This is a genomic window from Aeromonas sp. 3P (genome assembly GCF_051919745.1).
Classification (GTDB): Bacteria; Pseudomonadota; Gammaproteobacteria; order Enterobacterales; family Aeromonadaceae; genus Aeromonas; species Aeromonas veronii.
Genome location: NZ_JBQBED010000001.1, coordinates 3852604 through 3871417, shown reverse-complemented (window position 1 = coordinate 3871417; position 18814 = coordinate 3852604). Strand labels below are relative to the sequence as shown.

The window sequence follows — 18814 nt, the reverse complement described above, 5'->3', positions numbered from 1 at the left end:
CTGCCTCAGGGCCGGTAGTTGCCATGCTTGAGCTGTTCGACAATTTCGGCAGCCCGCACATCGTAACCATCCTGCTCTGTCTTGCTCAGGGTGTGGTAGATGCCAAAACGCTTGGCGGAGACCTCGGGGCTATCCTGAAACGACTCGCTCACCTTGCCCCACAGATAGGCCAGCCCATACTGTTTCTGGCCCATATAGAGGGTGCTGAGGGAGGTGAATATGCGGCTGTTCACCTTGTCCCCCTCCTGATAGAGGGAGAGCCCGTGCTGCAGGGTGGCAATGGCCTTTTCCGGGTCGCTCTTGGCGTAGATACCGCCGAGCGCCAGTTGCAGCTCGGGTTCATCCAGCGCCTTGGTGCCTTCCAGCGCCATAAACTGCTGACGAGCCAGCTCGTTGGTGTTGTTGGTCCAGTGCCAGAGCAGCAGGTAGGGATCTTGCGAATTGCGGGTCGCGGCATCGAGCTGGGCCAGCTGTTCGCCAGCCGCCAGCATCCCCTCCACCCGTGGACTCTTCTGCTCGCGGGCATTCTTATACTCGATGTTGGTAGAGCGCTCGGCACACTTAAGATAGCGCTCAAGGTTGCGCATCAGCTCGTACTTGCGCCGATCCGTTCCCTCCTCCTTGAGATAGAAGCGGCTGCGGATCACATCGGTACGCTCGTAGCGACACCAGCCATCGTCCACCAGATCCTGGCAGAGCTCAGGATGATTGCCACAGATGTTGTGGATCCGGTCGTCATTGCAGCCAGCCACGGCAAGGCCGACTGAAAGCATGATGAAGGTCTGTCGCAGGGGGAAATTGGCCATAGTTCACATCTTGTTGGTAACGCGGGTTGGTAACAACTGGCGCCTTTACGGGCCACCTCCGGCTAGCAAACCGGTTACATATCCATTACAATGCGCGCGCCATATAAGGCCGCGATTGCAGAATAATATAACGAAATATACACCCCTACACTGATCTGCATTCGACGAATTTTCTATTTACACCAACAACGTGAAATAAAGGATCTGGTCAATGACCCACGAGCACTACTTGCAAGCGTGGCAGGAGAGCCAGGAGCTCGCCGAAGCCATGCAGCCCTTGATTGGTCGCCTCTACCGACAACAAGGGGTCGAGATCACCCTCTACGGCCGCCCGCTGCAAAACGCCTCCACCATCGATATCCTCAAGGCCCATCGGGTCGTCCGCCGCCACCAAGGCGCTCCCCTCCCCATCCAGCAAAGCTTCCCCCTGCTTCAGGCCATCGTTGCCCTCAAACCCACCGCCGCCGAGGTAGACCTTGGCAAGCTGGCAGTCGGCTACTGGCAGGATCATCAGGATGAAGCGGGGATCGAGGACTATCTGCAAGCGCGACTGGCACCGGCCCTTGGCCGCAACCAGATGCCGCAGCCGACCGACGTGGTGCTCTACGGCTTTGGCCGTATCGGCCGCCTGCTGGCCCGCCTGCTGATCGAGCGCACCGGCGCTGCCAATCCGCTGCGCCTGCGCGCCATCGTGGTACGCGGTGGTCGCGACGGAGATCTGGAGAAACGCGCCAGCCTGCTGCGCCGCGACTCGGTGCACGGTCCCTTCAACGGCTCCATCGAGGTGGATGTGGAGCGCAGCGCCATCATCGCCAACGGCACCTTCATTCAGGTGATCTACGCCAATAGTCCGGCTGACATCGACTACACCGCCTACGGCATTCACGATGCGCTGATCGTCGACAACACCGGGGTATGGCGTGACGAGGCAGGCCTCTCCGAACACCTGAAAGCACGCGGTGCCGGCAAGGTGCTGCTGACTGCCCCCGGCAAAGGGGAGATGAAGAACGTGGTGTTCGGGGTCAACCATGAGGTGATAGGCCCGGATGACAGGATCATCTCCGCCGCCTCCTGCACCACCAATGCCATCACTCCGGTACTCAAGGTGATGCAGGAGCGGTACGGCATCCGCCACGGCCACGTGGAGACGGTTCACTCCTACACCAACGATCAGAACCTCATCGACAACTATCACAAGGGGGAGCGCCGCGGTCGCAGTGCCGCCCTCAATATGGTGATGACCAGCACCGGTGCCGCCAAGGCGGTGGCCAAGGCGCTGCCCGAGCTCAAGGGCAAGCTGACCGGCAACGCCATCCGGGTACCGACCCCCAATGTCTCGCTGGCAATTATCAACCTGTCGCTGGAACAGGCCACCGATCGGGAGAGCCTCAACGCCTATCTGCAGCAGATGGCGCTAAGCTCGGCCCTGCACCGCCAGATCGACTTCAGCGCCAGTACCGAGCTGGTCTCCTCCGACATGGTAGGTTCCCGTTATGCGGGCATCGTCGACTCCCAGGCGACCATCGCCGAGGGGGATCACTGTGTGCTCTACGTATGGTATGACAACGAATTCGGGTACAGTTGTCAGGTAGTGCGGGTGATGGAGCAGATGGCTGGCGTAGTCCGCCAGGATCTACCGGCATAGCCCGCCAGGATCTGCCGGGCTGACCCCGAAGTTTATGGTTCAATAGTTCAAGGAGAAGGCCGGATGTCGTTTCAACAGGGTGAGTTTTTACAAGCAATCAGGCAAATGCCCGAAGAGGTGTACGAGCGGCTCAAGACCGCAGTCGAGCTTGGCAAGTGGCCCGATGGCAAGCCCCTCACCGACGAGCAGAAGGCCACCTCCCTGCAAGCCGTGATGGCCTGGCAGGCGATGCATCTCGACAACCCGGAGCACATGAACATAGGTCGTGACGGCGAGATCGTGATGAAGAGCAAGAGCGAGCTCAAGCGTCAGTATCGCGATGAGGAAGAGATAGTGCGGGTCGACCTCAATCACTGAGACAGACCGCACCTTCCGCTATACGGCAGCAAGATAGCAAAGAGGGGAGCCATCATGGCTCCCCTCTGTTTTTCCCTGTGCAGGGTGACAATTCCCCTCATCCCCACCTTCTCCCGCCAGGGGAGAAGGGAGCAGGCTCGCAGCCTGCGGACAGTTAGCGGGCCACCTGCCAACGCTCTTCATGGCAAGCCTCGTGGCCAACAGCACCTCGCTCTATCCCCTCTCCCGCCGGGAGAGGGTTAGGGTGAGGGCCGCATCGCTTAGGGAGTCAGCTCCCCACGCAGCGACTGCTGCATCAACTCGCGAATGCGGTGGGAGGGCAAGTCCTGACTCAGCAGGAAGTGGAGCTTGGTGAGCGCCGCTTCGGCGGTCATGTCAAAGCCCGAGATAACCCCGGCCCGCGACAGGGCATTGCCGGTGGCATAGCCGCCCATGTTGACCTTGCCGTGCAGGCACTGGCTCAGGTTGACGATGATGACGCCGCGGGCCGAGGCCTCGGAGAGCAGCGCCAGCATGGCCGGGTTCTGCGGCGCATTGCCGACCCCGAACGAGAGCAGGATCAGCGCCTTCACCGGCTGTTGCAGGATATTGGCGATCACCTCGCTGGAGATCCCCGGATAGAGGGTCACCACGCCGATCGGCTGGGGGGTGATGTCATGCAGCACCAGCGGCCGCTCGGACGGCACGCCCAGCTCGCCCGCCTCCAGCGAAATGGCGATCCCGGCATTGAGCAGCGGCGGATAGTTGGGCGAATCGAAGGCGTGGAAGCCGTCGGCGTGCACCTTCTTGCTGCGGTTGCCGCGATAGAGCTGATTGTTGAAGAACAGCGTCACCTCGTGGATCGGGTAGTTGGCCGCGATATAGAGGGCGTTGAGCAGATTCTGCTGACCGTCGGAGCGCAACTCGGCGAGCGGGATCTGGGAGCCGGTGATGATGACCGGCTTGTGCAGATCTTCCAGCATGAAAGAGAGCGCCGAGGCGGTGAACGACATGGTGTCGGTGCCGTGCAGGATCACGAAACCATCGTATTTCTCGTAGTTGTCGCGAATATCCTCGGCGATACGCTGCCAATCCGCCGGGGTCATGTCGGAGGAGTCGATGAGGGGCGCATATTCGTGGATATGGTAATCCGGCATCTCGGGGCGGTGGAACTCGGGCATCCGCGCCAGACAGTCTTCCATAAAGCCCGCCATCGGCACGTAGCCGTGATCGGAACGCTGCATCCCAATGGTGCCGCCTGTGTAGGCAATGTAGATAGACTTCTTCACACCCTCTCCTCTTGATGAAGTGAACACCGCCAAAACATGAACCATGTCGGGGTGAACCACAATGTCAACGCCCGCCAGCGCCTCTGCATGCAGCGGAAACCGGCGAATTATAGAGACTGGCGCCCCAAATGACAGCCGTTCCATGCACCCTTTTCGGCTTTTCTGCCCTCTACCTACATAGTGTTAAATGTCACAATAAACCACTAAAACGAGCATTAATACGACAAAGATGGAATTAAACGATGCTTTTTGCTACAATCCGCCGGATTTTACTAAAATCTCATCTGGATGCCTGAGCATTTCAGGCCCGCACAAGCCCCATCTTTCCTGGGGCGGGGAGATGTTTCCCCTTCTTTGCTGGCACATAAGCCACACTGTTTTCATCCCGGCTGAATCTGTAAGTCTTTTGCTATGAAAGACACAGCCAATCAACATGGGAGTACTGAATGTTACAACTTGATTCCTACGCAACGCTGGTCGCTGCCACTCTGGTATTGCTGCTTGGCCGGGTGTTGGTTACCCGAGTCGGGCTGCTGCGTACCTTCAACATCCCCAAACCGGTAGCAGGCGGCCTGGTGGTCGCGCTGGTACTGCTGCTGCTGCGCTCCACCCTGCAGATGGAGCTGCAATTTGATACCAGCCTGCAAACCCCGCTGATGCTGGCCTTCTTCGCCTCCATCGGTCTCTCCGCCGATCTCGCCAGCCTGAAACGCGGCGGCAAGGCGGTGGTTACCTTCCTGATGGTGGTCACCGGCCTGCTGCTGGTACAAAACAGTCTGGGCGTCGGTCTGGCGACCCTGCTCGGTCTGGATCCCCACATGGGGCTGCTGGCAGGCTCCATCACTCTCTCCGGCGGCCACGGCACCGGGGCGGCCTGGAGTGCCACCTTCTCCGAGAAATACGGCGTGCAATCCGCCGCCGAACTCGCCATCGCCTGTGCCACCTTCGGTCTGGTGCTGGGCGGCCTGATCGGTGGTCCGGTGGCTCGCTATCTGGTGAAGAAAGTGCAGGTGCCCGGTGAGGAGCACAATCAGGATGAGGCCCCCCAGGGCTTCGAAATGCCGGATATGGAGCGCCCCCTCACCACTTTCAGCGTTATCGAAACGTTGGCATTGATCGCCATCAGCCTCAAGGGTGGCGAGCTGCTCTCTGCTTCCCTCAAAGGGGGCGCCTTCGAGCTGCCGATCTTTGTCTGCGTGCTGTTTGTCGGCGTGCTGCTGCGCAACGTCCTGACCCTGCTGAACTGGCATGAGGTGAGCGATCGAGAAGTCTCCCTGCTGGGCAACGTCAGCCTGTCGCTGTTCCTCGCCATGGCACTGATGAGCCTGAAATTGTGGGATCTGGCCAGCCTGGCGCTGCCCATCTTCATTCTGCTGGCCGCCCAGACAGTGGCGATGGCGCTCTACGCCATCTTCGTCACCTTCCGGGTGATGGGCAAAAATTACGATGCTGCCGTACTGGCGGCGGGTCACTGCGGCTTTGGCCTCGGGGCCACCCCGACCGCGATTGCCAACATGCAAGCCATCACCCAGCGCTTCGGTCCCTCCCACCTGGCGTTTCTGGTGGTGCCCATGGTGGGGGCCTTCTTTATCGACATCATCAACGCCATGGTGATCAAGCTGTTTATGGCGATGCCATTCCTGTAATTCCCTTTCCGTCAGACGTATATGATCAGAGCCCACCTTTCGGTGGGCTCTTTGTTTGTTCTCTACTCGCCAGCTGACGCAGGCAGAGCCGGGGCACATATCCGCTACCCGGGTGACCCGTGAGCAACTCAGAAAACCCGAAATCCCCACATCCCGCACTCCCCCGAACAACAAAAAGCCCCGCACTCGACAGAGTGCGGGGCTTGTTTATCTCAGCCGGAACAGGCCGTGAGTTGCCCCTTACAGGATAAAGGTCGACACCTGCTGATTCAGGTCAGCGGCACGCCCTTTAAGGCTGTGGGCCTGATCCAGATCGCGCATGGCAGATGCAGTGATCTCGTCACTCACATCCTTGATGGCGGTGGTGTTCTGGGTGATCTCGCCGGTCACCTGAGTCTGCTCCTCGGCGGCGGTGGCGATCTGGCCCGCCATGTCGGAGATGAGGGAGATGGCGCTGGTAATCTCTTCCAGTGCGCGTACCGCCTGATCGGCATCCTGCACGCTGTTGTCCGCCAGCCCCTGACTGGTCTGCATCAGGCTCACCGCACGGGCAGTGGTCTGTTGAAGGGTCTCGATGGTGGACTGGATCTGCTGGGTGGAGTCCTGGGTACGGCGCGAGAGCACCCGCACCTCGTCAGCCACCACCGCAAAACCACGACCCTGCTCACCGGCACGGGCCGCTTCAATGGCCGCGTTCAACGCCAGCAGGTTGGTCTGCTCGGCAATCCCCTGAATGGTGGAGAGAATGCTGGTGATCGCCTGCGCATGACGGCTCAGCTCGCCGATCACCTCGGTCGCCTGCCCCACCTCTTCGGCCAGACCATTGATGGACTGGCGGGTCTTGTTGACCAGCATCTTGCCCTGCTCACTGCTCTGGGCAGATTGCTGGGCAGCGGCGGCGGTGTTCTCGGCGTTACCGGCGATCTCCATGGTGGCGCTCGCCATCTCGGTGACGGCCGTGGCGACCATGGTCACCTCCTGCTGCTGACGCTGCAGCTCGTCCACCGCGGCCTGGTTGGTCACCAGACTGCGCTCGGCATCGGCGTTCAACTCGTTGGCCAGCTGGCGGATATTGCCGATCAGCTGATGCTGACTGCCGACGAAACGGTTGAAGCTGTTGGCCAGTTGGCCCACTTCGTCGTTGGCGTCGATCTTGATGCGCTGGGTCAGATCGCCATTACCATCGGCAATGCGGGCCAGTGCCTGGGAGACCTTGGTGAGCGGGCCCAGCAGCATGCTGACCAGCCAGGAGATAGCGAGGATGCTCCCCACCAGCACCAGCAGCGCCATCCCCAGCTGGGTCATCAGCAGAGAGGAGAGCGGCGCTTCCAGCGCGGCCTTGTCCAGCACCAGCACCAGCTCCCAATCCGTGTCGGGGATATCAACCGCCCACAACAGCTTGTCGCGACCTTCGCTGTCAAAATAAGCTGGTACCAGATCCTTGCTTGACTTGCTCTGCTCGATCAGCGCGTTGGTCAGATCGTTGTCGATCTCGCTGGCCGGTTTCATCGCCTTGGCAGCATCCTTGTAGGCGATGATGGTGCCATCCTTGTGCATCATGATGGCGAAACCGTCGGCAGGCAGCTGCATCTTGGTCACGTCTTCCACTAGCGAGGCGATGGAGAGGTCACCACCGACTACCCCGCCAGAAACCGGCTGGGCCAGAGTCACCACCATGATGTTGTAAGCCACATCGAGATAGGGCTTGGTGACAATCAGGCCACCTTTGCTCATCGCCTCCTGATACCAGCCGCGGGAGCGCGGGTCGTAGCCATCGCGGTTGATGGAGGGATCCGAGTCATTCATCTTGCCACTGCTCTCACCGAAATAGGTGAGCTGGAAACGGCCGGAAACTTGTGCCTGTTGCAAGGCATTGAGGGGTTCGGCACCGGCCTTGTTGCCGAGCGCCTGGATCACGTCGCGACGGGCTGCGAGCCAGTCGCTGACACGCTCGGCCTGCTGGGTACCCAGCCGTTGCAACTGCTCCTGGCTGCCTTGCAGCAACAGGGACTTCTGGCTGCTATAGCTCTGCCAGGAGAGCAACAAAATCACCAACGAAAGGGCGATCACCACTGACAACAGTATCTTCTGCTTGAGTGACAGGTTTTTCATCATGTGTTCTTCTTATTGAGGTGAGGAGCGGGTTTTTCCCTAAATTGCACAACACTACACGTAGTCATTAGCGACCCGAATGGCCAAAACTGAACCTGAAAATGGGTCTGCGGGCGATATTTTCTACCGAGGTGGAGAAAAGTGCACCAGAAATTGACGGCATGAGCCGCACAAGCCAAGGCAACCCTGTTTATTCCTTCCACAATTGGCTAGAATATCCCGTTTTTAAATCACATCGACCCTGAGAGTTTTCACGATGTTCGAAGTTAATCCCGTATTAAATAAACTTAAGGAGCTGTCTGAGCGGACCGAGCTTCTTAGGGGGTACCTTTGACTATGACGCCAAGAAAGAGCGTCTAGAAGAGGTCAACGCCGAGCTGGAACAGCCGGACGTATGGAATGAACCCGAGCGCGCACAAGCGCTGGGCAAAGAGCGCGTTGCGCTGGAAAACGTGGTCGGCACCATCGACACCCTGACCCAGGGCGTGGATGACGTCGAGATGCTGGTGAGCCTGGCCGTGGAAGGGGAAGACGAAGAGACCTTCAACGAAGCCATCGCCGAATCCGAACAGCTGGAAGCCAAGCTGGTGGATCTCGAATTCCGCCGCATGTTCTCCGGTCAGCACGACGGCTCCGACTGCTATATCGACATCCAGTCCGGCTCCGGTGGTACCGAAGCACAGGATTGGGCCAACATGGTACTGCGCATGTACCTGCGCTGGGGCGATGCCCACGGCTACAAGCCCGAGCTGATTGAATGCTCCGAAGGCGACGTGGCTGGTATCAAATCCGCCACCATCAAGTTCACCGGCGAATATGCGTTCGGCTGGCTGCGTACCGAAACCGGCGTACACCGTCTGGTTCGCAAGTCCCCGTTCGATTCCGGTGGCCGTCGTCACACCTCCTTCTGTTCTGTGTTCGTCTACCCCGAGATCGACGACGATATCGATATCGAGATCAATCCGGCGGATCTGCGGATCGACGTCTACCGCGCCTCTGGTGCCGGTGGTCAGCACGTTAACCGAACCGAATCCGCGGTGCGTATTACCCACGTTCCGACCGGTGTCGTGGTACAGTGCCAGAACGACCGTTCCCAGCACAAAAACAAAGACCAGTGTATGAAGCAACTGAAAGCCAAGCTCTACGAGCTGGAAATTCAGAAGCAGAACGCTGAGAAACAAGCCCTGGAAGAGACCAAGTCTGATATCGGTTGGGGCAGCCAGATCCGTTCCTATGTGCTGGATGACTCCCGTATCAAGGATCTGCGCACCGGCGTCGAAACCCGTAATACCCAATCGGTGCTCGACGGTGACTTGGACAAGTTTATCGAAGCCAGCCTGAAATCAGGTCTGTAAACAAGCAGGAATCACCATGTCTGAACAAACCATCACTCCGGAAGTCGACCAAACTCTCGAACTTAACAACGAGATGACCGAGCGTCGTTCCAAGCTGGCCGCCCTGCGCGCCCAGGGTAATCCTTTCCCCAACGACTTCCGTCGCGACAGCCTCTCTGGCGATCTGCACGCAGAGTTCGACGACAAAAGCGCCGAGGAGCTGACGAGCCTGGGTAAACGGGTGAAGATTGCCGGTCGCATCATGACCCGCCGGATCATGGGCAAGGCTTCTTTCGCCACCCTGCAGGACATGGCCGGCAAGATCCAGGTCTACGTCACCCGTGACGACCTGCCGGAAGGTTTCTACAACGAGCAGTTCAAGAAGTGGGATCTGGGCGACATCGTGGGTGTCGAAGGTACCCTGTTCAAGACCCAGACCGGTGAGCTCTCCGTTCACGTTTCCGATATCCGCCTGCTGACCAAGGCGCTGCGTCCGCTGCCCGAGAAGCACAAAGGCCTGACCGACCAGGAAGCTCGCTGCCGCCAGCGCTACCTGGATCTGATCGCCAACGAAGAGTCCCGCAAGACCTTCATGATCCGCACCCAGGTGGTTGCCGGTATCCGCAAGTTCTTCAACGAAAAGCGCTTCATGGAAGTGGAAACCCCGATGATGCAAGTCATCCCGGGTGGTGCCTCCGCGCGTCCGTTCGTCACTCACCACAATGCGCTGGACATCGACATGTACCTGCGTATCGCTCCGGAGCTCTATCTGAAGCGTCTGGTGGTCGGTGGTTTCGAGCGTGTCTACGAGATCAACCGCAACTTCCGTAACGAAGGTATCTCGGTGCGTCACAACCCCGAGTTCACCATGATCGAGTTCTACATGGCCTACGCCGACTACATCGATCTGATGGACCTGACCGAAGAGCTGCTGCGCACCCTGGCGCAGGACATTCTGGGTGACACCAAGATCCGTTACGCCAAAGAGGGCGAAGAGGGCCTGACCATCGATTTCGGTCAGCCGTTCCAGCGCCTCACCATGGTCGAGTCCATCCTGAAGTTCAACCCGGATGTGACCCTGGACGATCTGGCTACCCTCGAGAGCGCCAAGGCCGTTGCCAAGCGTCTGCACATCGAGCTGATGAAGGGCTGGGAGCTGGGCCACGTGATCACCGCGATCTTCGAAGAGACCGTGGAGCACATGCTGCTGCAACCGACCTTCATCACCGAGTACCCGGCTGCAGTTTCTCCGCTGGCCCGCCGCAACGACGTGAACCCGGACGTGACCGACCGCTTCGAATTCTTCATCGGTGGCCGCGAGCTGGCCAACGGCTTCTCCGAGCTGAACGATGCAGAAGACCAGGCCAAGCGCTTCCAGGATCAGGTTGATCAGAAAGAAGCTGGCGACGACGAAGCCATGTTCTACGACGCCGACTTCGTCACCGCACTGGAACACGGCCTGCCGCCGACTGCCGGTCAGGGTATCGGTATCGACCGTCTGGTCATGCTGTTCACCAACAGCCACACCATCCGTGACGTCATTCTGTTCCCTGCCCTGCGTCCGCAGAAGTAAGGCCCGCAGAAGCCAGCTAAATCCCTTGGGTCAATCCCGAGCGTGATAGCCAATAAAAACGCCCCGCGACTGCGGGGCGTTTTTTTATAATGCTCACAACAATTGACGAATGCTTACCGCTTATGAGGCTGGCGGTAGCAGCCACTCTCCCTGCCACAAGGTGACGGCCTGACCGGCCATCAGTACCCGCGCCTCCTGCAGTTCAAGCCGCAACTCACCACCACGGGCCGAAATCTGACGGGCCCGCAGTTGCCGTTTACCAAGCCGTTCGGCCCAGAAGGGCACCAGAGCGCAGTGGTTGGAACCAGTAACCGGATCCTCATCGACGCCCACCCAAGGGGCGAAATAGCGGGAGACAAAGTCATGGTTCGGGTCGTTTGAGGGCGCCGTCACTATCACCCCCCGTCCCGGCAAAGCACGCAGAGCATGAAAATCAGGCGAAAGCGAACGGATCTCCTCTTCACTTGTCAGTTCCAGCAAGAACTTGGCCCCGACCGCCAAGGTCTGTCGTGGCTGGCAACCAAGCGCGGCAGCATAGGCGGGATCCAGCGTCAGTGGCGTCAACGCGATACGCGGAAAATCGAGCCAAATCCACTCCCCTTCGCGCCGGGCCAGCAGCTCACCACTACGGGTCTCGAAGCGGATAGTCTCGTGTGCAGCTACCGCGCCTGTCTGCCACAACACATGAGCAGCCGCCAAGGTGCCATGACCGCAGAGATCAACCTCGACTTTCGGCGTGAACCAGCGCAACTGATAATGGGCCCTGCCAAGTTGTACCAGAAGGCTGTCTCGGAGAGGTTGAACTCGGCCGCCATCGCCAACTGGCTGGCATCAGGCAGGGCTGCTCCCAATACGACCACCGCGGGATTGCCACCAAGGGGCTGCTGACTGAACGCATTGACATGAAACAATCGGATATTCGACATGGCACTTCCTGTGTTATCAAGTGGCTTTCATTTAACGCTCTTTATACCACGCCCCTCTTTTGCTGCGGGAACAGGCGTACCTCTGCCCCTTTAATGCATTAATAGAATAAAGAAGACATTTTTATTCTTTGTTGTTATCCAACACGCCCTTTAATCTGGCCAAAAATCAGACCATGGAAGACGCGTGTGATGCAATTGAAGGATTCCCCATTCAACCTCTCCCCCTCTCTGACGAGCAGCAACGTCAGCTGGGTCAGGTACTCTCGACCCTCAATACCCAGCAACTGGCTTGGGTGAGCGGATATCTCTACGGCCTCTCCCAGAGCGGTCAGCAGAGCGTTGCAGTCAGCGCCGCCGTGGCTGCGCCCAGCGGCAGCCTGACCATTCTCTACGGCTCCCAGACCGGCAACGCCAAAAGTGTCGCCACTGCCATCAAGGCGCAGGCAGAGGCCCGCGGCCTCCCCGTCACCCTAGCGTCGATGGCCGACTACAAACCCAAGCAGCTCAAGAAAGAGAGCCACCTGCTGGTGGTAGTGAGCACTTACGGGGAGGGTGAACCGCCGGAGAGCGCCGTCGACCTGTTCGAGCAGCTTAAAAAAGGCAAGATTGGCAAGCTGGACGGCCTCAAGTTCGCGGTACTGGGGCTGGGTGACAGCTCCTACGAATTTTTCTGCCAGACCGGGAAAGATTTTGACAACTTCCTCGCCACCGCTGGGGCCGAGCGCATTTATGAGCTCGCCAGCCTCGATGTGGATTATCAGGATGCCGCCAAGGCGTGGAGCGAACAGGCGCTCAACGCCATTGCCACGACCCTCTCTACCGGAGCGGCCAGCCGCAGCGTGGCAAGTGCGGTGCAGCAGGCGGTTGGCCACAGCCAGTACAGCAAGGAGAATCCCTTCCCTGCCCGCCTGTCGGTCAATCAGAAGATCACTGGCCGGGATTCCACCAAGGATATCCGCCATATCGAGATCAGCCTCGAGTCCTCCGGACTCGCCTATCAGCCGGGGGATGCCCTCGGTGTCTGGTTCGACAATGACGCCGAACTGGTGGGCGAAGTGCTGGCCCTGACCGGCCTCTCCGGCGATGAAGCCACGGCCCACGGCACCTTGCGCGCCGCCCTGACCGGTCACTTCGAACTGACCCGGCTGCACGGCAGCTTTATCACAGGACTCGCTGACATATCGGACAACGCGGCGCTGAAAGACTTGGCCGGTGACAAGGCCCAGGTCAATGCACTGGTGGCCTCCGCTCAGGTGGTGGATGTGCTGAAACGCTTCCCGACCGCCCTCACGGCCGAGCAGCTGATCGGGTTGCTACGTCCCCTCACCCCGCGCCTCTACTCCATCGCCTCCGCCCAGAGCGAGGTGGAAGAGGAGGTGCACCTGACCGTCGGCGTGGTGCGCTACCCGCAGGAAGATGGCACAGTGCGCAGCGGCGCAGCCTCCTCCTATCTGGCGGATCGGCTGATTGAGGATGGCGAGGTGCGGGTATTCGTCGAGCACAACGACAACTTCCGCCTGCCCGCCAATCCCGACACCCCCGTCATCATGGTGGGCCCGGGCACCGGCATCGCCCCGTTCCGCGCCTTTATGCAGGAGCGGGAAGCGCAGGGGGCCGAGGGCAAGAACTGGCTCTTCTTCGGCAACCCCCACTTTACCCAGGATTTCCTCTATCAGGTGGAGTGGCAGCGTTATGTGAAATCTGGGCTGCTGTCGAAGATCTCGCTAGCCTTCAGCCGGGATCAGACCAACAAGATCTATGTGCAGGACCGCCTGCGCGAGGCAGGGCTTGAGCTCTACCAGTGGCTGGAAGCAGGCGCTCACTTCTATGTGTGTGGTGACGCCAACAAGATGGCCAAAGATGTGCAGGAGGCCCTGCTGGATGTAATTGCTGAACACGGTCACAAGAGCCGTGAGGAAGCAGAAGAGTATTTGAGCGAATTGCGTCGTGCCAAACGTTATCAAAGGGATGTCTATTGATGAGCAAACAACCTCTTTCTCACCCAAAAGCGGGACCGGTCGAAGGGCCGCTGGCCGACAACGAGCGCCTCAAGCGCGAGAGCAACTTCCTGCGCGGCACCATAGAGCAAGATCTGCAGGACCCGCTCACCGGCGGCTTTAACGGCGACAACTTCCAGCTGATCCGCTTTCACGGCATGTATCAGCAGGATGACCGCGACATCCGCCCGGAGCGCGCTGCCCAGAAGCTGGAGCCGCTGCACAACGTCATGCTGCGTGCCCGCCTGCCGGGTGGGATCATCACCCCGGCCCAGTGGCAGATCATCGACAAGTTCGCCGAAGAGCACAGCCTCTACGGCAGCATCCGCCTGACCACCCGTCAGACCTTCCAGTTCCACGGGGTATTGAAGCGCGACATCAAGCTGATGCACCAGACCCTCAACAGCACCGGCATCGATTCCATCGCCACCGCCGGCGATGTGAACCGCAACGTGCTCTGCACCAGCAACCCGGTGGAGTCCGAGCTGCATCAGGAGGCCTACGAGTGGGCCAAGAAGATCTCCGAGCACCTGCTGCCCAAGACCCGCGCCTACGTGGAAATCTGGCTGGACGGTGAAAAACTGGGGCAGGATGAGGAGCCGATCCTGGGTTCCAACTACCTGCCGCGCAAATTCAAGACGACCGTGGTGATCCCGCCTCACAACGACGTGGATATCCACGCCAACGATCTCAACTTCGTGGCCATTGCCGAACACGGCAAGCTGGTGGGCTTCAACGTGCTGGTGGGCGGCGGCCTGGCCATGACCCACGGCGACACCAGCACCTACCCGCGCAAGGCGAGCGATTTTGGCTTTATTCCGCTCTCTCACGTGCTGGAGGTGGCGGCCGCCGTGGTCAGCACCCAGCGCGACTGGGGCAACCGGGTAAACCGCAAGAACGCCAAGACCAAGTACACCCTAGAGCGTGTCGGCGTCGAAGCGTTCAAGGCCGAGGTGGAGAGCCGCGCCGGCATCCAGTTCGGACCGGTTCGCCCCTATGAGTTCACCAGCCGTGGCGATCGCTTCGGTTGGGTCGAGGGGATCGACGGCAAGCACCACCTCACCCTGTTTATCGAGAATGGCCGCTTGCTTGACTTCCCGGGCAAGCCGCTCAAAACCGGCATGCTGGAGATCGCCAAGGTGCATCAGGGGGATTTTCGCCTGACCGCCAACCAGAACCTGATCATCGCAGGGGTGCCTGCCAGCGAGAAGGCCCGCATCGAAGGACTGGCGCGCCAATACGGCCTGCTGGATGACGGCGTGAGCGAGCAGCGCAAGCAGTCCATGGCTTGTGTGGCCCTGCCCACCTGCCCGCTGGCGATGGCCGAGGCCGAGCGCATGCTGCCGGCATTTGTCACCGACATCGAGGGCTTGCTAACCAAACATGGGCTGGCGGATGACGCCATCATCTTCCGGGTCACCGGTTGCCCCAACGGCTGCGGCCGCGCCATGCTGGCGGAAGTGGGTCTGGTGGGCAAGGCGCCCGGCCGCTACAACCTGCATCTGGGGGGCAACCTAGAAGGCACCCGCATTCCGCGCCTGCATCTCGAGAACATCACCGAGCCGCAGATCCTGGCCGAACTGGACGCGTTGATCGGCCGCTGGGCCAAAGAGCGCAATCAAGGTGAGTGCTTCGGCGACTTCGTGATCCGAGTTGGGGTGATTGCCCCCGTTATCGATTCTGCGAGGGATTTCTATGCCGCTTAATCTGCCGCTTAATGTCACTGAAGATGGCAGTCTTGACCTACAGGCACTGCTGGCCCTCGGCCGTGAGGAGCAAGTCGAGGCGCTGGCGCCCCTCAACCGGGAGCTGGATACCATGAGTGCCCCCGAGCGGGTGCGCTGGGCCCTGGCAAATCTGCCGGGGGAGCATGTGCTCTCATCCAGCTTCGGCATTCAGGCGGCGCTGATGCTCCATCTGGTGAGCCGCGAGCGGGCCGATGTGCCGGTGGTGCTGACCGATACCGGTTATCTGTTCCCGGAGACCTACCGCTTTATCGACGAGCTGACCGAGCGCCTCGCGCTAAATCTCAAGATCTATCGGGCCGAGCTCAGCCCAGCCTGGCAGGAGGCGCGATTTGGCCTCCTGTGGGAGCAGGGGGTGGAGGGGATCACCCGCTACAACCAGCTCAACAAGGTGGAGCCGATGGACCGCGCCCTGCGTGAGCTGGGGGCCCAGACCTGGTTCTCCGGCCTGCGCAGGGAGCAGTCCGGCAGCCGTGGCAAGCTGCCGGTGCTGGGCATCCAGCGCGGCCGCTTCAAGTTCCTGCCGGTGATCGACTGGAGCAACAAGGATGTCTTCTACTACTTCAAGGAGTTCGACCTCCCCTACCACCCGCTGTGGGAGCAGGGTTATCTCTCGGTGGGCGATGTCCACACCACCGCCAAGTGGGAACCGGGCATGAGCGAGGAGCAGACCCGCTTCTTCGGCCTCAAGCGCGAGTGCGGTTTGCACGAGGAAAATGGCGAGAACGACGGCTCAGGCATCTAATTCCATCTTGAAAACCCAACAGAACAACAAGGGCATCCGAAGATGCCCTTGTTGTTATTTGCCCATTAGCATTCATCCGTCAGCGGCGCTGCCAGGTCTCGAAGCTATAGGGGTGCGGGTTCTTCTCATCGGCAGGGTGGCTCTCGCAATCAACGCGTTGCCACTGACCATCGTCAAAAGCGGGGAAGCGGGTATCCCCCTCCACCGCCAGATCGATGCGGGTCAGGTAGAGACAATCCGCGCTCGGCAACATCTCGGCATAGAGATGACCGCCACCGATCACCATCAACTCCTCCACCAAGCTGCCTGCCAAAAGAGCCAGCGCCGCCTCGACGGAGCCCACCACCTCAATGCCCTCGGCCTGATAGTCGGGATTGCGGCTGATCACCAAATTGCGCCGTCCGGGTAGCGGTCGACCGATGGATTCGAAGGTTTTGCGCCCCATCAATACCGGTTTACCGAGGGTGACACGCTTGAAGTGAGCCAGATCGGCAGGCAGATGCCAGGGCATCTGGTTGTCCTTGCCGATCACCCTGTCGTGGGCCATGGCGGCAATCATGGAAATCTTCATGGGGCCTCTCACCGTCTGTCAGATTATGGGGCGGTTACGGTACACGACCAGAGAGGGGATCGCCAAACCGAAACTGAGGGCACCGACGATAAACAGCGCCTTGAGGCCGTTCTCCACCGCACTCTGGATCAACTCCATAGTCACGCCGTTGATGTTGAGCTCTACCACCGCAATCATGGTCTTGAACGCATAACTGCCCGGGATCATCGGAATGATGGAAGCAACGCTGAACACCGGACGCGGCGCCAGCAGACGGCGCGACCAGTAGACGCAGACAAAGCCGACCGTGGTCGCCGCCGCCAACGTCGCCCACTCGATGGGCATACCATAGTGGATCAGCAGGGTACGCAGGCTGTGGGCCAGCGCGCCGCCCATGGCGCAATATTTCAGCATCCATGGCGGCACGTTGAACAGCATGGCAAACCCCACCGCCGGAATGGAGGACCAGAAGGCATCCTTGGCCAGTAGCCAGAGCAAATCCATCATACTTTCCACCCCCAGATCCCCGTGACCGACATGGCCAAAATGATACCTATGGCGGCGCTGATGGTCAGCAGGGTCGCGGTCCCCCAGCGGGCCAGCCCCATGTTGAAGTAGCCCTTCACCATGTCTGAGACCGCATTGATCAGCGGAAAGCCCGGCACCAGCAGCAGCACGCTGGCCGCCATGGCGAGATAGGGCTGGTCACCCCAGTTAAAGAAGGTGGCGCTGGAGGAGAGCAAGGTAGCGATAAAGCCGGTGGCGGCAAAGTTGATGAGCGGGCTATGGTGATGGCGGGCCATCAGCTGGCGCATCCGCATCGCCACGGCAGACGAGAAACAGGTCACCAGGAAGATGGGCCAGTCACCGCCAAACAGCAGGCTAAAGGCACCACAGGAAAGCCCCACCATGGGGACCACCAACCAGGGGTGATAGTGAAAGGGGACGATGGCCTCGAGGCGCTGACGCACTTCACGGGCGCCGATCAGCTCTTTCTCCGCCATGATGCAGATCCGCTGGATCTCGCACACCACCTGCATGTTGATGCCATGTTCGCGCACCCGCCGGGTAGTGGTGACGCAACCCCCCTGATAGAGACTGGTGAGCACGATGGCACTGGAAGAGATGGCCATTTCGACACTCTCCAGCCCCAGCGCCATCCCCAGCCGCACCGTGGTCTGCTCGATGATCCGGCTCTCCGCCCCGAACTGGGCCAACATCTGACCCACCTTGACGATAATGCGGGTGATCTCTGTCTGTTGCTCCCGCGACAACACCCGTCTTGGTGTGATACTTCTCATAATCCCTTCGAGTCGTAGCAATAAAAATTTCGGCCATATTAGCCTAACTTTTACTGTTATTCATCCACCCCTATCACAACCTGACTAATTAGTTATTACAAGAAAGAGAAAAGAGGTTACATCACAAATACATTACGACTAGCATTAAAAACCATAACAATCAGGTCGCCAGAAACTCCCTTTATTATGGCCTCACCGATTTGGCTGAAATATCATTCAAGAGGGCTATTGCAGATTATTTGCGACGTCGATAGTCCGCCAGATGGATTATTTTACCACAGCCATCGCTTTCAGGCGGAGGGTCCCCCTCTTCCCTGAACTGGCTCATTTCGCTGCGCATCAAATAAAAAGATTCCCGCATCATGTTGGTAATCCGGATACAGCTATCAAGATTGTTTTTCGCCAGACGGCGCTGACCATCAATCTTGAACTGCAACCCGCGCAGACGGCGCTGCTGATCGGGGCTCGCTCGGGCCATCAGCTGGTCGATCTGCTGCTCCAGAATCGCATCCAGCCGGGAGGGCTCACTCGCAGCCAACTCCTTCAGGGTGTCAAAATCAGGCAACTCCATATGCCCTCCTTGGCGACTATTGCTGGCAACACACTGCGGTACCACACCATCACGTCCCAGCCATATAAATCTGTATATACGACGCGGCTAAAAAGGGTTCAATCCATCCACTGGCGACTAAACCGGACAATGGTCACTACGAGGGTGTCTATCTATTTTAATTGTGTTTGGAAACAAGCGATTGTTTTTAATTCAGGCGAGATAAAACACTTATACATTTTAGGTTGTGATTTTCTGT

14 protein-coding genes and 2 pseudogenes are annotated in these 18814 nt (G+C 59.4%); 8 read left to right on the top strand and 8 right to left on the bottom strand.

Features of this window, described 5'->3' with window-relative positions; genetic code table 11:
- Positions 1 to 5 precede the first annotated feature (5 nt).
- The gene (locus ACTG19_RS17955) at positions 6 to 806 is read right to left on the bottom strand and encodes a DUF2989 domain-containing protein (protein ID WP_439989362.1); all 801 of its coding nucleotides are present in this window, start codon (positions 804 to 806) and stop codon (positions 6 to 8) included.
- A 211-nt stretch (positions 807 to 1017) separates the two neighbouring features.
- On the opposite strand from ACTG19_RS17955, the gene ACTG19_RS17950 reads away from it, so the two are divergent.
- The gene (locus ACTG19_RS17950; protein ID WP_113739663.1) at positions 1018 to 2451 is read left to right on the top strand and encodes a glyceraldehyde-3-phosphate dehydrogenase; all 1434 of its coding nucleotides are present in this window, start codon (positions 1018 to 1020) and stop codon (positions 2449 to 2451) included.
- A 63-nt stretch (positions 2452 to 2514) separates the two neighbouring features.
- Positions 2515 to 2808 carry a YeaC family protein gene (locus ACTG19_RS17945; protein WP_005335194.1) on the top strand — a complete coding sequence of 98 codons (294 nt, stop codon included), beginning with the start codon at positions 2515 to 2517 and terminating at the stop codon, positions 2806 to 2808.
- Positions 2809 to 3068: 260 nt separating this feature from the next.
- On the opposite strand, the gene ansA is transcribed toward ACTG19_RS17945, so the two are convergent.
- Positions 3069 to 4076 carry an asparaginase gene (gene ansA / locus ACTG19_RS17940; RefSeq protein WP_005335195.1) on the bottom strand — a complete coding sequence of 336 codons (1008 nt, stop codon included), beginning with the start codon at positions 4074 to 4076 and terminating at the stop codon, positions 3069 to 3071.
- A 446-nt stretch (positions 4077 to 4522) separates the two neighbouring features.
- Here ansA and gltS point away from each other — a divergent pair, with 446 nt between their 5' ends.
- On the top strand, positions 4523 to 5722 hold the full coding sequence (gene gltS, locus ACTG19_RS17935) for a sodium/glutamate symporter (protein WP_005348115.1): 1200 nt from the start codon (positions 4523 to 4525) through the stop codon (positions 5720 to 5722).
- Positions 5723 to 5962: 240 nt separating this feature from the next.
- Here the strand turns inward: gltS and ACTG19_RS17930 are convergent, their stop codons facing one another.
- Positions 5963 to 7834, bottom strand: a complete 1872-nt coding sequence (locus ACTG19_RS17930; RefSeq protein ID WP_113739749.1) for a methyl-accepting chemotaxis protein — start codon at positions 7832 to 7834, stop codon at positions 5963 to 5965.
- Between the two features lie 256 nt (positions 7835 to 8090).
- Between ACTG19_RS17930 and prfB the strand changes: the two genes are divergently transcribed.
- Positions 8091 to 9189 (top strand): peptide chain release factor 2 gene (prfB, locus tag ACTG19_RS17925; protein ID WP_100645262.1). Its coding sequence is split into 2 segments (ribosomal slippage): positions 8091 to 8165 and positions 8167 to 9189, totalling 1098 coding nucleotides; the frame shifts between segments, so codons are not numbered across the junction.
- Positions 9190 to 9205: 16 nt separating this feature from the next.
- Entirely contained in the window at positions 9206 to 10741 is a 1536-nt protein-coding gene (gene lysS / locus ACTG19_RS17920) for a lysine--tRNA ligase (RefSeq protein ID WP_005335201.1), read from the top strand.
- 120 nt (positions 10742 to 10861) lie between these two features.
- On the opposite strand, the pseudogene ACTG19_RS17915 reads toward lysS, so the two are convergent.
- A pseudogene (locus tag ACTG19_RS17915) lies at positions 10862 to 11667 on the bottom strand (PhzF family phenazine biosynthesis protein).
- A gap of 189 nt (positions 11668 to 11856) precedes the next feature.
- Between ACTG19_RS17915 and ACTG19_RS17910 the strand changes: the two are divergent.
- From ACTG19_RS17910 to ACTG19_RS17900, 3 genes and pseudogenes are all read left to right on the top strand, one after another.
- Positions 11857 to 13646 (top strand): annotated as a pseudogene (locus ACTG19_RS17910) (assimilatory sulfite reductase (NADPH) flavoprotein subunit).
- Positions 13646 to 15370, top strand: a complete 1725-nt coding sequence (cysI, locus tag ACTG19_RS17905; protein WP_439989361.1) for an assimilatory sulfite reductase (NADPH) hemoprotein subunit — start codon at positions 13646 to 13648, stop codon at positions 15368 to 15370. The pseudogene ACTG19_RS17910 and the gene cysI overlap by 1 nt, the downstream one beginning before the upstream one ends.
- The gene (locus tag ACTG19_RS17900) at positions 15360 to 16154 is read left to right on the top strand and encodes a phosphoadenylyl-sulfate reductase (RefSeq protein WP_201972889.1); all 795 of its coding nucleotides are present in this window, start codon (positions 15360 to 15362) and stop codon (positions 16152 to 16154) included. Before cysI ends, ACTG19_RS17900 begins: the two co-directional genes overlap by 11 nt.
- Positions 16155 to 16233: 79 nt before the next feature.
- On the opposite strand, the gene folA is transcribed toward ACTG19_RS17900, so the two are convergent.
- The 4 genes from folA to ACTG19_RS17880 form a co-directional block, all read right to left on the bottom strand.
- Complete coding sequence (folA, locus tag ACTG19_RS17895) at positions 16234 to 16725, bottom strand: type 3 dihydrofolate reductase (RefSeq protein WP_236316865.1); 492 nt, start codon at positions 16723 to 16725, stop codon at positions 16234 to 16236.
- An 18-nt stretch (positions 16726 to 16743) separates the two neighbouring features.
- On the bottom strand, positions 16744 to 17211 hold the full coding sequence (locus tag ACTG19_RS17890) for a threonine/serine exporter family protein (RefSeq protein ID WP_439989360.1): 468 nt from the start codon (positions 17209 to 17211) through the stop codon (positions 16744 to 16746).
- Entirely contained in the window at positions 17208 to 18005 is a 798-nt protein-coding gene (locus ACTG19_RS17885; RefSeq protein WP_201989851.1) for a threonine/serine exporter family protein, read from the bottom strand. Before ACTG19_RS17885 ends, ACTG19_RS17890 begins: the two co-directional genes overlap by 4 nt.
- A gap of 235 nt (positions 18006 to 18240) precedes the next feature.
- The gene (locus ACTG19_RS17880; protein WP_040066785.1) at positions 18241 to 18576 is read right to left on the bottom strand and encodes a DUF3135 domain-containing protein; all 336 of its coding nucleotides are present in this window, start codon (positions 18574 to 18576) and stop codon (positions 18241 to 18243) included.
- Positions 18577 to 18814 lie beyond the last annotated feature (238 nt).